Source organism: Actinomycetota bacterium (genome assembly GCA_005888325.1).
GTDB lineage: Bacteria > Actinomycetota > Acidimicrobiia > Acidimicrobiales > AC-14 > AC-14.
Window position 1 is genome coordinate 14,455 of record VAWU01000059.1, and the last position, 14,481, is coordinate 28,935.

14 protein-coding genes and 1 pseudogene are annotated in these 14,481 nt (G+C 72.0%); 3 read left to right on the top strand and 12 right to left on the bottom strand.

The window, feature by feature from the left end:
- Positions 1-50: 50 nt before the first annotated feature.
- On the top strand, positions 51-770 hold the full coding sequence (locus E6G06_17120; GenBank protein ID TML87849.1) for an RDD family protein: 720 nt from the start codon (positions 51-53) through the stop codon (positions 768-770).
- 62 nt (positions 771-832) lie between these two features.
- Here the strand turns inward: E6G06_17120 and E6G06_17125 are convergent, their stop codons facing one another.
- Positions 833-1,279, bottom strand: a complete 447-nt coding sequence (locus E6G06_17125) for a DUF2752 domain-containing protein (GenBank protein TML87850.1) — start codon at positions 1,277-1,279, stop codon at positions 833-835.
- 161 nt (positions 1,280-1,440) lie between these two features.
- On the opposite strand from E6G06_17125, the gene E6G06_17130 reads away from it, so the two are divergent.
- Positions 1,441-2,853, top strand: coding sequence for a hypothetical protein (locus E6G06_17130; protein TML87851.1), 1,413 nt, complete (start codon positions 1,441-1,443; stop codon positions 2,851-2,853).
- A 13-nt stretch (positions 2,854-2,866) separates the two neighbouring features.
- Here E6G06_17130 and E6G06_17135 read toward each other — a convergent pair whose 3' ends face one another.
- A complete protein-coding gene (locus E6G06_17135) occupies positions 2,867-3,133 on the bottom strand; it encodes a hypothetical protein (GenBank protein TML87852.1) in 267 nt (88 codons plus the stop codon).
- Here E6G06_17135 and E6G06_17140 point away from each other — a divergent pair.
- Complete coding sequence (locus E6G06_17140) at positions 3,132-3,893, top strand: crotonase/enoyl-CoA hydratase family protein (protein ID TML87853.1); 762 nt, start codon at positions 3,132-3,134, stop codon at positions 3,891-3,893. The genes E6G06_17135 and E6G06_17140 overlap by 2 nt on opposite strands.
- 10 nt (positions 3,894-3,903) lie before the next feature.
- Here E6G06_17140 and E6G06_17145 read toward each other — a convergent pair whose 3' ends face one another.
- The 10 genes and pseudogenes from E6G06_17145 to tatC all read right to left on the bottom strand — a co-directional run.
- Positions 3,904-4,302 (bottom strand): NUDIX domain-containing protein, encoded by a 399-nt coding sequence (locus E6G06_17145; protein TML87854.1) that lies wholly within the window; start codon positions 4,300-4,302, stop codon positions 3,904-3,906.
- A complete protein-coding gene (locus tag E6G06_17150; GenBank protein TML87855.1) occupies positions 4,299-4,775 on the bottom strand; it encodes a GNAT family N-acetyltransferase in 477 nt (158 codons plus the stop codon). The genes E6G06_17145 and E6G06_17150 overlap by 4 nt, the downstream gene beginning before the upstream one ends.
- A gap of 565 nt (positions 4,776-5,340) precedes the next feature.
- Positions 5,341-5,703, bottom strand: coding sequence for a universal stress protein (locus tag E6G06_17155; protein ID TML87856.1), 363 nt, complete (start codon positions 5,701-5,703; stop codon positions 5,341-5,343).
- Positions 5,704-5,785: 82 nt separating this feature from the next.
- Positions 5,786-6,346, bottom strand: a pseudogene (locus E6G06_17160) (hypothetical protein).
- Positions 6,347-6,632: 286 nt separating this feature from the next.
- Positions 6,633-7,544: a LysM peptidoglycan-binding domain-containing protein gene (locus tag E6G06_17165; protein ID TML87857.1), complete on the bottom strand. Its 912-nt coding sequence runs from the start codon at positions 7,542-7,544 to the stop codon at positions 6,633-6,635.
- Positions 7,545-7,630: 86 nt separating this feature from the next.
- Positions 7,631-9,229: a thymidylate synthase gene (locus tag E6G06_17170; protein ID TML87862.1), complete on the bottom strand. Its 1,599-nt coding sequence runs from the start codon at positions 9,227-9,229 to the stop codon at positions 7,631-7,633.
- A gap of 16 nt (positions 9,230-9,245) precedes the next feature.
- Positions 9,246-10,457 (bottom strand): M20 family metallopeptidase, encoded by a 1,212-nt coding sequence (locus E6G06_17175; GenBank protein ID TML87858.1) that lies wholly within the window; start codon positions 10,455-10,457, stop codon positions 9,246-9,248.
- A gap of 75 nt (positions 10,458-10,532) precedes the next feature.
- A complete protein-coding gene (locus tag E6G06_17180; protein ID TML87859.1) occupies positions 10,533-11,141 on the bottom strand; it encodes a hypothetical protein in 609 nt (202 codons plus the stop codon).
- Positions 11,138-13,780, bottom strand: a complete 2,643-nt coding sequence (locus tag E6G06_17185) for a DEAD/DEAH box helicase (GenBank protein ID TML87860.1) — start codon at positions 13,778-13,780, stop codon at positions 11,138-11,140. The genes E6G06_17180 and E6G06_17185 overlap by 4 nt, the downstream gene beginning before the upstream one ends.
- On the bottom strand, positions 13,777-14,481 hold a 705-nt coding region (gene tatC, locus E6G06_17190), incomplete at its 5' end, for a twin-arginine translocase subunit TatC (protein ID TML87861.1). The genes E6G06_17185 and tatC, both read right to left, overlap by 4 nt.

Consider the following 14,481-nt stretch of genomic DNA (forward strand, 5'->3'; position numbering starts at 1 on the left):
GATCTTACGAGGTACGGACCCGAGCGAATCCGTGACCCTCAGTGGGGGCGATGCTACCGTTCCGCGCCAAGGGCTACTCGGCTCGACGGCGGGCCTCGTTCCCGAGACGCGCTTCACGCCTACGGAGCTTCCGACCTCCGAGCTTCCGGACCGACAGCGCCGCCGATCAGCGCTTCCCAAACCAAGGAGTCGCCGTGACCGACATCCCCCCCACCCCTCCCCCTGACCCGGGGCTGGGCTCGACCCCACCACCACCCCCGCCCCCGCCGCCCCCGCCCCCGCCGCCGTCCTACGGCGCGAGCGGGTACGGCGGGGCCGTGGGATCCGGCGCGTGGCAGGGCCCGGAGCTGGCGGAATGGCCGATGCGGGTGCTCGCCGCCCTCATCGACTACGTGGCACCGAGCATCCTGGTCGGCATCATCCAGGCGGCCGTGCAGTCGTTCATCCTGAGCCTGCTCGTGGGCATCATCCCCCTCGGCTACGCGATCTTCATCAACATGCAGCAGGGCGAGACCGGCCAGACGCCCGGCAAGCGCCTCGTCGGCACCAAGCTCGTCTCGGAGACGACCCTGCAGCCGGTCGGCGTCGGTGTCGCGCTGGGCCGCTACTTCATCACGATCGTCGGCGTCCTGACCTACTGCATCGCCAACCTCATCGACGCGCTGTTCCCTCTCTGGGACCCGAAGAAGCAGCGCCTGGTCGACAAGGTGTTCAAGACGGTCGTCATCGTCGTCCCCAAGCAGAACTTCAGCTTCACGCCGCCCGCGTAGGTCGAAGACGAGCACGCGAAAGAGGGCGCCGTCGCGACGGCGCCCTCTTTTCCTTCAGTGCGTCAGCTCAGCGACGAGTAGCTGCGGAACGGCTCCCACGGCAGGTTGCGCAGCAGCGTGAAGAGCAGCAGCACGGCGATGCCGCCCACGATGTTGCGTTGCGTGAGCGTGAAGGTCCGCAGCTTCGGGCCCCGCCAGCGGGGGAGCGCCCATGCCGCGTACCCGTACAGCGTGGCCGGGACGAGGACGACGAGGAGCAGGTTCAGCCGCAGGGCCGCCATCGGGTGCCCGGTGAGCAGCTCGTGCAGGCCACGGGTGACGCCGCACCCTGCGCACGCCCGGCCGGTGACCGCGCGGAAAGGACAGCGCGGGTAGAACCCCTCCTTGCGGGGATCGAGTGTCGCCAGCACCACGCAAGCGAGCGTCGCGCCGACGGCGACGGCGGCCGGCGGCACCCATGCGGGTGCGAGTGACAGGCGCGTACGCAACCCGGCGATGGTAGCGCCCACCCGTTGACCGACCGCGGCGCGCGGCCGTCACTCGTACGTAGCTTGCTGCCTTGTCGACTTTACATAACGGGCATTATCGGCGTTCAGCCGTGCGCGTACAGGGCGACGGGGCGGCGCGCTCGCCCACCGCTGTCCGGTGAGGACGCTAGCTTGGACCGGGGATGGCACGTCGCATCGACATCGAGCTGACGAGCGCCCGTGACGACGACACGTGGACGTGGCGGGCGGCCGGTGCGAGGCAACCCAAGGGTGTGCTCGACGCCGCCATCCTCTACGAAGGCGCCCGCGTGGGCGACGTCGTCCGCGCCGAGGCCGAGTTCGAGATCGACCGCATCCTCGTGACCTCGGTGGTGCCGCCCAAGTCGGCCCGCAGCGAGCCCGAGCGCCTCGAGGTCATCGGACCGCCCCGCGAGGCGGCGACCGTGACGTCGAGCCTGGTGCCGAAGCGCGAGCGCAGCGACGACCGGCGCCCGCGTCGTGACGACGAGCGGCGTCGCGACCGCGATCGCGACGGTGAGCGCCGGCGACGCACAGCCGAACGCGGCGCCGACGCGGCCGCGCGACCGGAGCAACGCGAGCGACCCGGCCGACCGGCCCGACCCGAGCGAGCGGGCCGCCCCGCTGGCGGCGACCGCCCTGACCGCAGCGATCGCAGCGTCCGCGACCGACCGACCCGCCCGGTGGGCGGCGAGCGGTCATCCCGTCCCGCGGCCCATCCCGAGCCGACGCCCCGACCCAAGCGCCTGCAGCCCAAACGCGTGCACCGCGATGAGGTGCTCGCGGCGCTCGCGCCCGAGCAACGACCGGTGGCCGAGCAGGTGCTGCGCGGCGGACTCCCCGCGGTGCGCCAGGCCGTGCTCGACCAGAACACCCAGGCCCGGGCGGCGGGCGAGCCCACCATCAAGGCGGACGCGCTGCTGGCGATGGCCGAGGAGTTGCTCCCCCGCCTGCGGGCCGCGGAGTGGCGCGACCGGGCCGAGGCGGCCGTCGGCAGCGTCGACGACATCGCCCTGCGAGACCTGCGAGCCGTGGTCACCGGCTCCGAGAGCGTGGCGCGCGACGACGCCTCCCGCGCCCTCGCCTCGACGCTGCGCGACGCGTTGCAACGCAGGAGCGACGACCAACGCACCACCTGGCTCGCCGAGATCACGCAGTCGCTCGACGAGGGTCGCGTCGTCCGGGCCCTGCGCACCTCCGGGCGCCCGCCCGAGCCCGGCACCACGTTCCCGGCCGAGCTCGCGACCCGTCTCACCGACGCGGCCGGCGCGGCGATGGCCGCGGACGTGGCCCCCGATCGCTGGGCGGCGGTGCTGGAGGCGGTGGTGTCCTCCCCCGTGCGCAAGACGGTGCAGCCGCAGTCGCTGCCGGCCGAACGCGACGACGCGCTGCTCGCCGCGGCCCGCCAGGCGGCACCGCGCGTGCCGGCCCTCGTGGCCCTGCTGGGCATCGACCGGCCCGCCGTCGGCGCCTCGGGGCGCCCGGTCCGGCCGCCTCGGCCGCCTCGCCCGCCGCGTCCACCCCGACCGCCCGTGGCCGCCACTGCTCCCCCGCCGTCTCCCCCCGAGCCGGCCTAGACTCGCACGCCGCTCAGCGGCGGCGCACGAACACCGACGACGGGCGCGAGCGCCCGCGGTACTTGCCGGTGTGCGCATCCTCCTCCCAACACGCCCCGCACGAGACGCACTCGCAGGCGTCGAGGTGGCCGGGTGCGACGAAGAGCCGGCCCACCTCATAGGCGTGACAGAACGGGCACTGCAGATGGCCCGGGGGCGAAGGATGGCGTTGAGGACGCGTGACCTCGACGGTAACGGTCCTCGTCGCGCACGTGGTGGATTCGCGTAGGGTCCCGGCCATGGTCGGATACGAGACACGCGGTCGAGTCGCCATCCTCACCATCAACCGCCCCGAGGCGCGCAACGCGGTGAACGGCGCGGTGGCCAACGGGATCGAGGAGGGCATCGACCGACTCGAGGCGGACGACGAGCTGTGGGCGGGCGTCATCGCCGCGACCGGTCCGGTCTTCAGCGCGGGTGCCGACCTCAAGCTGATCGCGACGGGTGGCATCGCGGAGATGGAGACCGAGCGCGGCGGGTTCGCGGGGCTCGTGCGGCGCGAGCGACGCAAGCCGCTGGTCGCCGCCGTCGACGGGCTCGCGCTCGCGGGCGGCTGCGAGATCGCGCTCGCGTGCGATCTCATCGTCGCGTCGCGAGAGGCGAGCTTCGGGCTGCCGGAGGTCAAGCGCTCCCTCGTCGCCGCGGCCGGGGGTCTCTTCCGCCTGCCTCGTGCGGTGCCCCGCAACATCGCACTGGAGGTCGCGCTCACGGGCGACCCGATCGACGCGGAGCGCGCCCATCTGCACGGCCTCGTCAATCAGCTCGTCCCGCCCGGTGAGGCCCTCGAGGCGGCGCTGGCCCTGGCCGAGCGCATCTGCGCCAACGCCCCGGTCGCGGTGTGGCAGACCCGGAAGGTCGTGCTCGAGTCGGCCGGGGAGGGCGACGAACGAGGCTGGGAGATCACCCGGGCGGCCATCGGCGCGGTCGTCCGCACCGAGGACTTCCGCGAAGGGCCACTCGCGTTCGTCGAGAAGCGCCCGCCGCGCTGGAAGGGGCGCTGAGGGACCCGCGTCAGACCATCGCGTGGTCGCGCAGGAACTCCACCAGCCCGTCGACGACGCGGTAGTCGCCCAGCTCCGTGAGCGGCACCCACGCCGCCTCCGCCGCGTCGTCACCGGCGACGGGCACCGCGGCCGGGTCGAGCACGGTGACCGCGAAGTCGAGGATCACGAAGTGGTTCTCGTCGTCGATGCGCTCGACCCAGCCCACGAAGCGGTCGCACACGCCCTCGAGACCGGTCTCCTCCCACAGCTCACGCACCACCGCCTCGATCAGGGTCTCGCCGGGCTCCACCCTGCCGCCGGGCACCGACCACTCCCCCGCCGCCGGCCCGTGCCCCCGCCGCACCAGCAGCAGGCGGTCGTCGTCGACGGCCACCGCGCCCACGCACACCTCGGGCCGCGTGCTCACGGTTCGCCGAGCCGGTGGTGCATGACGATCTTGCGCGCCGTGAAACCCGACTCCTCGAAGAAGTTCTTGGCCGCGCGGTGTCCGGGCAGCGCCATCACGTCGATCCCGAAACACGCCTGGGCGCGGCACCAGCTCACCAGCTCCCCCATCACCAGCTCCCCCACACCGATGCCGCGCGCCCCGTCCTCGACGAAGATGTCGTCGACGACTCCGAGGTGCGATTGGTCCGTCAGCGTCTCGACGTGCGCGACGCCGTAACCGATCGGGACCTCGTCGATCGTGCCGACCAGCACGCAGCGGGCCGGGTCGTCGATCGCGGCGACCAGATCGTCGTCGATGGGCTCGGCGCGTGCTTCTCTCGCCGCCCACACCGACCCTCCCTTCATCCGCGTCAACTCCCGGATCGCGGCGCGAGCGAGCTCGACGAGCCGAGGCACGTCGTCACGCGTGGCGTCGCGGACGCCTTCCTCCACGGTCAGCCCGGGGCGGCTTGCAGCTGAGCCACTCGCGTCAGGATCGTCTTGCGCCCTCGGCCCGCCTCCTCGTAGGCGCGCACGGCCTCGAGCTCGGGGCGGGACAACCCGGTGAGGCGCTGGACGACCTGCGACGCCGACAGGCTGTCGTAGCCCGGGATGGCGAGCGCGTTCGGATCGGGTCGAGGTCGGCGGTCGACCGCCGACTGCCCGTTGCCCCCGCCAGCGTGCGACGGAGCCGGCGAGCCATCGAACCGGCTGGGCGGTGCCGTCGATCGAACGCCCCTGCCGCGCTGCTCGGGAGTGAGGCCCAGCTCGACCAGGGCGGCGTCGGCTCTGCGCCGCAGCCGCCGGACCGCGAACTCACCGACGAAGCGGGCGGTCCTGACCTGCTTCTGCACCTCCTGGCGGCCCTCCTCGGCCAGCTTGGGCACCAGGTCCCGGGCCGTGAAGGCCAAGCCCAGCGGCGCGAAGACGAACAGGTCGAGGGTCCGCTCGACGGCCGATTTCTCGTCGCTCACCGCGCGATGTTCGCCCACCCCCGACGCGCGAGGGAAATCGACCGTCAACCCGTCGGGACGACGATCAACAGGTCGCACGGAGCGCGGTGGGACACCGCGTTGGCCACGTGTCCCAGGAGGTGGGGCGGGCCCGTCGCTCCCTGGGCGCCGACCACCAGCAGCTCGGCCCGGTCGTCCTCGGCCGCGGAACGCAACGCGTCGGCGGGCTCGCCGGTGAGCGTCCGTGAGCGGACGTCGGTCACCCCGACGCGCTCGGCCGTCTCGACGCCGGCGCGGACGTGGGCGCCGTCGGAGCCCGCGACGACGAGGCGCGCCCCGAACGCGAGCGCCACCCGCGCCGCCTGGTCGACTGCCGCGATCGCGGGCGGCGAGCCGTCGGTGCCGACGAGCACGACGCGATAGGCCACTCAGGCCTCGTCGGCCCGGCCCGGGATCGGCCAGCTGGCTCGGATGCTTCACGAGGAAGCAGGACTGGCACACGAACTCGTCGGGCCGCTTCGGGAGCACCTTGGTGCTCCCCTCGGCGCGCTCGTCGGCGTCCGGCACCTCGTCGTCCTCGTCCTCGTCCTCATCGGCCACCACGAGGCGGTCCTTGAGGATCACGTCGAGGCTGGCCTCGACGTCGTCGGGATCGAGCTCGTCGTCCTCGTCGTCCTCTTCTTCGTCGTCGTCGGTGGTGGCCGCGGCGCGGCGGGGCGATGTCGCCGGCTTGGTGGGGACGATGGCCTCGTCGACCTCGACGACGTCGTCGACCTCGACGAGCGCGTCGTCGTCCACGAGCGCGTCGTCGTCGAGGAGGACCTCTTCGTCGTCGTCCTCGAGCTCTTCGAGGTCGGCGACGTCGATGTCGTCTGGCTCTTCGGGCGCTTCCTCGAACTCGTCGTCGGTGTCGTCGTCAGCCATCGCGAAAGGGATCTCGTGGGTGCGAGGCGGGGAGCATAGCCCTCTGCACGCGGTACACCGACGGACCCCTCGGCGCGCTTCACCACAGCCGGCGCGGAGCGTCATCGCGGCCGGGCGTTGGTACCGTCCGCTGGCCCGACCCGCCATCGCAGGCCCGGGACGGACCGTGATGAACGCATGGGTTATTGGGACGTTCTCTACTTGGTCCCCCGAATTCCCATCGGTGGCCCGTCGACCGCCCCCTCCGCTGCTGTCGCGGAGTCCACCCAACAGGAAGCCGGGCGTCGTTGGACTCGTGTGTTATCCCGCGATGCGGGCGGGAGTGTCAAGCGTCTGACGCCCGCGATGCGACCCCTCTGAACAGCCTCGTCGCGCGTCGCTGCAGGTCAACGCCCGCGAAAAAACCGGGGTCGAGCACCGGTCGAGGGTTTCGTCAGAACGAGGCGCGGAACGACAGCACGCCGGCCACGTAGCGTTTGGTCTCCTCCAGGATCCTGCCTGCGAGGGTCGGCGTCAGGCCCTGGTAGTAGCCGGCGAGGGCGAGGTCGACGCGTCCGCCGGTCGCGTCGAGCAGGGACCGCATGAAGCGCGTGCTCATGCGGATGTTGTCGTCGGGCCGCCTCGGGTCGAGCTTCGTGTGCAGTTGCGCGTTGACGAAGACGACGGTCGCCGGCATCAGCTGGCCGATGCCGCGCGCGCCCGTGACCGAGACGACGTCGTTCTGCCAGCCCGACTCGTACCAACCCATCGCCTTCATCAGGTCGGCGGGCACGCCGTAGACGCGCGCCCAATGGGCGAACCGCGGTGCGAGCCGTAAGCGGTCCGGCCGCGCCTGCAGGTCCTTCGGCCCCTGGCCGACCGGAGCCCGCGGCGCGGGCAGGACGAGCCGCGAGCCCGCGACCACGTAGTTCGGGTCCGGGAGCCCGTTCGCCGCGGCGATCGCCTCGACGGTGGTGCCGTGGCTGGACGCGATGCCACTGAGGTGCTCGCCCGGCTGCACGACGTGGGTCGCAGGCGCAGCCTGCGGCGCGGCCGCGGACGCGTTGGCCGCCGCGCCCGCGGCCGGGATCGCGAGGCCGGCGCCGTAGCGGATGTGGTTCGGGTCGGCGAGACCGTTCGCGGCGACGAGGTCGGCGACGCTGACGCCGAAGCGGCGGGCGATGGCCGAGAGCGTGTCGCCCCGCTGCACCGCGTAGGTCTGTGTCGCCGCCTGTCCGGCCAGGGCGAGCACGCCCACGACGAGCAGCGCGGCGAGGCCTCTCAGCTGTGTCCTGAGGTGCGGGACCCTGAGGTGCGGAGCGGTGAACGGCCCCGTCGGCCGTGCCTGCACGAGAGATGCCTCCAAACGAGAAACCTGACCATCGCCGGTTCCCCGCCCGCGCCAAAGACACTACAACAACAACACGTGCAACAGCAACCACAGAGGCAACACTAGGCCTGGCCGGTGCGGCGGGCTTCCGCCCGTCGCTCCCCCTCCAGGCGCTCGAGGTCGTAGGCGTCGTGGTCGACGAAGGCCATCAGCTCGGCGACGAGTGGGTGACCCGCCTGCTCGGCGATGAGGCGGTGCATCTCCTGGCACACTCGACGGTAGGACGGGTGCCCCGCGGGCTGGGTGCGGAGCTCGAGCATGTGCATCGCCGAGCGGGCGTTGAGCTGGATCGAGTAGCGCAGCCGGTAGGCCAGGGCCACGGCGTAGGCCGCCTGCTCCGGGAAGGGATCGGCGAGCGCGTCGTGCAGCGCAGCGGACCGCGCCATCGCCCCCTCGAACTGGTCTGCGCACCCGGCGTCGGCGACGTCGTGGGGCATGTCGTAGCCGTTCCTCGGGGTGAGCCGCTGCCACTCGATGGTGAGCAGGCGGTGGCGCTGGAGGTCGCGGAACGCCCCGTAGTCGGAGAGGACGTCGAAGCGGTACGCGAGTCGCTCCAGCGCCCGTCCCGGCTTGTGCCGCCGGTTCTGCCGGTCGCCCGAGTACGTGCGGGCCAGGTGGACGCGCTCCTCGGCCGACAACCGCCGAACCCGCGCCTGTACCTGGTCCTCGGGGAGGTCGACGTACGCGTAGAGCATCGCCGCGAGGAGCTTGTCCTCGCCGTCGGGATCGAAGTCGACGAGCGTGACCGTAGGACGCGGCTCCGGCTCGTCGCCCGCGAACAGCTCGGCGGCCAGGTCCTCCATGGCCACGCGGGTCGACTCGAGGTACGTCGACCACGCGCCGCCGCGCTCCGGGCGGTCGACGCGCGTGAGGAACGAGGGGATGACCTTGCGCAGCTCGGTGAGCATGAGCGCCGAGTACGTGCGGGCCTCGGGCAGCGGGTGGGCGCGCATCCGGAGGAGGAGCTGCTCGTAGGCCTGGCCGGTGCCGTAGATCCCCACGTTCGACACGGAGGCGGCGGGCAGGATGCCGCGGAGCGCGTCGAACGCCTTCGCCCGTATCGACTGCCGGTAGACGAAGTCGGAGTCGGAACGGTCCTTGGGGTGACGCTCCCGGAACCAGTCCTGCAGCACCGGCACGAGCGCCGCGTAGGTGTCGAAGAGCCGGTCGAGGTCGCCCACGTAGCGTGTCCCCAGCGAGGACGCGAGCAGCTGCGGATCACGGTGGTAGCGGTATCGCCCGCCCAGGCGAGTGTCGTAGGCGACGTAGCGGGTCGACTGCTCGAGATAGGCCATCAGCCGGCCCCACTCGAGGATCTTGGTGAGCAGGTTGGACGCCTGCTCGCACGCGAGGTGCACGCCGCCGAGCTGGGCGACCGAGTCGTCGCCGTACTCGAGGAAGACCCGGTTGTAGAGCTCCTCGGCCCGCTTGAGGCCGACGGTCGCGTCGACCCCCGCGTCGCCGCTCGTGTCGAGCTCACCCACGAACTCGTCGAGGAAGAGCCGGCGTAGGCTCTTCGGCGACCGGGAGTAGCGGGCGAACAGCGCGCCCTTCACGACCTCCGGGAGGTTGACGAGCGCGAAGACCGGCTGGTCGAGGTTGGTGAAGTAGGGCCGGAGCACGCCGGCCTCGTCCGACGTAAAGGTTTCGCGGGCGAACAGCGACACGATTGGGAGGTTACGGCTCGCGACCGGAGCCGTCGCGGACCGCCGCGCCGGCTGCGAAACCCTCCCGTACCTGGGCCATCGCGTCGGGCCGGAGCCACAGGTCGACCACCGTCATGGCCATCGCCTTGGCCCCGTCGAGCACCGCCCGGTCACCGTCCGGGCCCGCCGCGTAGCCCGTGAACTCGGGCGAATGGATGGAGACGTTCGGTGGCGACACCCGGATCATGGGGTGGATCGACGGGACCAGGTAGCTCACGTTGCCCATGTCGGTGCTGCCGACCACCGCGTCGTTCGCGTCGAGGTCGCGCAGGGGACGGCCGACGTGCTCGCTGTTCCGCCGGTACAGGTCGATCATGGCCGCGTTCGTGTGCAGGTCGGAGTACTCGGGACAGGTCGCCCGGTAGGTCATCTCACAACCCGCAGCCGCCGCGCCCGCCTCCAGGCACGCGAGCACCCGCGCCTTGAGCGGCTGCAGCGTGCGGATGGTGTCGGACCGCACGTACCACTCGGCCACCGTGTGGTCGGGCACGATGTTCGGCTTGTCGCCCGCGCGCGTGAAGACGCCGTGCACCCGCTCGGTCGGGCGGATGTGCTGGCGGAGGGCCGCGACCGCGTTGTAGCCGAGCACGGCTGCGTCGAGGGCGTTTCGGCCCCGCTGCGGGAACGCCGCCGCGTGCGCGGCCTGGCCCCGGTACTCGACCTCCCAGGTGGCGATGGCGATGGCGTGGATCTCGGTGCGGTCGACCCCTGCCGGGTGCACCATCATCGCCGCATCGACGCCGTCGAACGCGCCGGCGTCGCCCATCAGGATCTTGCCCCCGCCCCCCTCCTCGGCCGGGGTTCCCATGACGACCAACCGCCCGCCGGTCTCGGAGACCACCGCGGCTGCAGCCAGTCCCGCGCCGAGGCCGGCGGTGGCGATGATGTTGTGCCCGCAGGCGTGGCCGATGCCGGGGAGGGCGTCGTACTCACAGAGCACCGCGACCGTCGGGCCGTCGCCGTTGCCGGCCCGGGCCACGAACGCGGTCTCGAGCCCGTAGGCGCCCCGCTCGACGGCCAGGCCCTCGCTCTCGCACAGCGACGCCAGCAGATCGCAGGCGAAGCGCTCCTCGTAACAAAGCTCGGGGTGGCCGTGGATCTCGTGGGACGCGTCGACGAGCACTTCGGCCCGCCGCTCGACCTCGTCGGCCACCCGCTGCTTGACCAGCTCGACATCGACCATGGCGCCGCACCACCCGTTCTCCGAAAGATTTGCGTCGTCAGAGGGACGCGGATCGTTCCGAGAATGGTGGGTTGTTCAGACGACGACGGTCAAGGCGTCGGCCTCGACCCGCACCGAGAGGCTGCGCGCGGGGCCCAGGCGCACGCCGTCGAGCCACACCGTGAGGGGCCGGTCGAACCCCACCTGGGCGGCGGGCACGCGGCGCTCCTTGATGCCCGGGTGCGGGAGGTGGGCGCCCGCGCCGGCCCGGGCCCGCACCTTGAGGACGTCGGTGATGCCGAGGCGAGCGTCGTAGGTGTCGAGGAGGCCGTCGTCGGGGTGGGCGCGCGGGCCGAGGTTGAGCCCACCCACCCACTGGGCGTTCATGGCGACGAACGCACGCGTCCACCAGCGGTTGCGCGCCACGAGGTGCGCGACGAAGAAGTGCAGCCGGCCGTCGACGAGCACCTCGCCGAGATCGACGGGAAAGGTGACCGTCTCGCTCGTACGGAGCCGCGGCGCGCCGGCCGTGCCACCCAGGGTCCGGCACAGATCGCCGCCCACCAGGCCGAGCGCGGGGTACGGCCGGCCCTCCCGCCGCGCCCGACCGATGACGTCGGCCGCCTCGTGGTCGCTCGAGACCACCACCCCGTCCTCGGGCAGCGCGCCCGGGTGACCCCACGCCTCCCCCTTTCGGATCGTCACGGAACGGGGCCTCCCGGGCCGAGGGCCGACGACGCGGCGACGACCCCGCGGAACAGGCGGTCGGCGGCGGCGCCCGCCGCCGCGGCGGTCGCGGGTTCGAGGGCGACCGTGCGGATCTGGCGCAACAGGTCGATGATCTGCTTCACGTTGCGGACGAAGTCGCCACCCGACATCTCGTCGCCGGCGATCACCTCGCCCAGCTCATCGCCCGCCGCCCAGCTGTAGGCCGGCGCGAAGAACCCCGCGTCGGGCCGGCGGGTGAGCGGGAGCCCGGCCTCGTCCTCGGCCTGGTTCAGCTCCCCTGCCAGGCGCTCGAGCTCGGTCCACCGCCGCCGGACCGGCGCCGACGGGAACCACGGCTGGGGGCCGGGGCCCGGGCCCCTCGCCTCATACGTGAAGGTGGAGGCCAGCCCGGCCACCGCGGCCGGGTCGAGGTCGTCGAACAGGCCGGCGCGCAGCGCCTCGGCCACCAACAGGTCGCTCTCGTGGTACAGCCGGGCCAGCTGTCCACCCGTCTCCGTGAGCGTCCAGTCGTCCACGTAGCCCCACGCCTCGAGCACCCGCAGCACCCGGTCGAACTGTCGGGCCAGCGACTCCGTACGCCCGCGGATGCGCCGCTCCAGCCGGCGCCGGTCCTTCTCGAGCCGCTCGGCCCGGCCCGCGGCCCGCACGTGGCGGCGCACGTCGGGGCACCCCGCGACCGGATGGGCCCCGAGCTCGGCGAGCGCGCCCCCGGTTCGTGAGTCGCGCCGCGACAGGTGCTCGACACCGTCGTCCACGACCTCCGACCGAAGCTCGGCGCGGCTGAGCGCGTCGGCCACCGAACGATGGAAGGCACGGTTGCGCGGGGTGTAGGGAACGGGCAGCTCCACCCGCCCGATGGCACGGGGTGGAGCGGGAAAGTGGCGCGGCGACACCGTGAGGTAGGCGCCCTTCTGGGTGACGACGGCGACGCGCACGTCGTCGCCTCCCCGATGGCTGGTGGACAGCACCGCGACCCGTCCCCCCGACTTGCCGCCGGGGAGCACGAGCACGTCGCCCGGCTTGAGCGCCCCGAGCGACTGGGCGACGCGCGCCCTCGTGTCGCCTCGCGCCACGGGCGCAGCTTCCACCGCGTCGAGCAGGGCGCGGTACGCGGACACGTCGCCCCGCTCGCACTCGGCGTCGCGGCGCGCGGTGTCGAGCTCGCGCCGCGTGCGCTCGAGCTGCGCCTCCAGCCGCACGACATCCGCATCGGCCCGGTACTGGGCGAACGAGAGGTTGAGCAAGTGGTGGGCCGCATCGGGCGGGTAGCGGCGCACCAGGTTCGCCGCCATGTTGTAGGTCGGGCGGAAGGAGGACGACAGCGCATAGGTGCGTCGCGACGCGAGGCCTGCCACCTGGTCGAACGGCACGAACGGCGACCACAGCACGATCGCGTAGCCGGTTTCGTCGATGCCGCGGCGGCCGGCCCGGCCGGTGAGCTGGGTGTACTCCCCCGGTGTGAGGAACTCGTGGCGTTCGCCGGTGAACTTCGACAGCTTCTCGATCACCACCGCACGCGCGGGCATGTTGATCCCGAGGGCCAGCGTCTCGGTCGCGAACACCGCCTTCACCAACCCGGCGGCGAAGCACGCCTCGACCGCCTCCTTGAACGGAGGCACCATCCCCGCGTGGTGGGCGGCGAGACCCGCCTCCAGCCCCGTCAGCCAGTGTGCGTATTCGAGGACCTCGAGGTCGGTGTCGGTGAGCGGCTCGACCTTGGCCTCGGCGATGGCGCGGATCGCCGTCCGCTCCTCGGGCGTCGTCAGGCGCAGACCCTGCTGGAGGCATTGACGCACGGCGTCGTCGCACGCGGCGCGGCTGAAGATGAAGTAGATGGCGGGCAACATCGACTCGTCACGCAGCCGTTCGATCACCTCGGCCCGGCGAGGAGTGTGCAGCCGGCCCCGCCGGCCGCCACGGAACCTCGGTGACGCGGTGGCAGCGTCGAGACGCGCCGCCGCCGGGTTCGGTCGGTTGTCGACGAACGTCGGCAGCAGGTGCAGGTCGTCGGACCCCCGGTCACCGACCATGTAGAGATGGTGCAGCTCGACCGGGCGCCGTTCCTCGATGACGGCCGCGGTCGACCCGCGCACGGTCTCGATCCAATCCGCGAAGTCCTCCGCGTTCGACACCGTCGCCGACAGGCACACCAGGTCGACGTGGGCGGGGGCGTGGATGATCACCTCTTCCCACACCGGGCCGCGGTAGGCGTCCTGCAGATAGTGCACCTCGTCGAGGACGACGTAGCGCAGACCTCGGAGCGCGGGCGAGGCGGCGTAGATCATGTTGCGCAGCACCTCGGTGGTCATGACCACCACCGGTGCGTCGCCGTTGATCGAGTTGTCGCCGGTCAGCAGCCCGACGCGGGCGCCGCCGTGGCGCCGGCACAGGTCACCGTACTTCTGGTTCGACAGCGCCTTCAGCGGCGTGGTGTAGAAGGCCTTGCCCCCCTCGTCGAGCGCCTTCGCCACCGCGTACTCGGCCACGACGGTCTTGCCCGAGCCCGTTGGCGCCGCCACGAGCACCGAGCGCCCGTCGTCGAGCGCGTCGACCGCCTGCACCTGGAAGGGGTCGAGACCGAAGGGGTACGCCTTCGCGAACTCGTCGCGTGTCACTTCTTCAGGATGCGACCGATGAGGATCGAGGCCTCGTAGAACACGTACATCGGCACCGCCATGAAGAAGAGCGAATAGGGATCCTGGCTGGGCGTGATGACTGCAGCGATGAACACGATCACGACGATCGCGGGCCGCCGCCACTTCCGCAGTCGCTGGCTCGTGAGCACGCCGGCCAGCTCGAGCGCTACGAGGAGGATGGGGAACTCGAACGCCACCCCGAATGCCACGAACATCAACATGATGAAGCTCAGGTACTTCGAGGCGGTGAAGTTGGGGCTGAGGTCGTTGCCGCCGACGCCGGTGAGGAACTGCAAGGCGGGCTGGAACGTCTGCATGGCCACGAACACGCCGAAGAGGAAGAGCACGATCGACGCGATCACGAACGGGATGGCGTAGCGCTTCTCCTTCGGGTGCAGGCCGGGCGTGATGAACCGCCACAACTGCCACAGCACGACCGGCGAGGCGACGAAGATCCCGCCGTAACCGGCGATCTTCAGTCGGGTGGCGAACGCCTCGAGCGGGTCGAGGACCTGGAGGTTCTTCTTGCCGGTGACGTCCTGGTAGGGGCCGATGAGGAAGTTGAGGATGAACGGGTAGAGCGTGAAGCAGATGATGGCGCCCACCACGACCGCGATCGCGGAGATGATGAGCCGGCGGCGGAGCTCCGTGAGGTGCTCCACCAGCGACATCTGCCCCCG

Coding starts and splice junctions, on each gene's coding strand:
- E6G06_17130 (TML87851.1), top strand. CDS start 1,441: ATGGCACGTCGCATCGACATCGAGCTGACGAGCGCCCGTGACGACGAC.
- E6G06_17140 (TML87853.1), top strand. CDS start 3,132: ATGGTCGGATACGAGACACGCGGTCGAGTCGCCATCCTCACCATCAAC.
- E6G06_17120 (TML87849.1), top strand. CDS start 51: ATGCTACCGTTCCGCGCCAAGGGCTACTCGGCTCGACGGCGGGCCTCG.
- E6G06_17135 (TML87852.1), bottom strand. CDS start 3,133: ATGGCCGGGACCCTACGCGAATCCACCACGTGCGCGACGAGGACCGTT.
- E6G06_17175 (TML87858.1), bottom strand. CDS start 10,457: ATGGTCGATGTCGAGCTGGTCAAGCAGCGGGTGGCCGACGAGGTCGAG.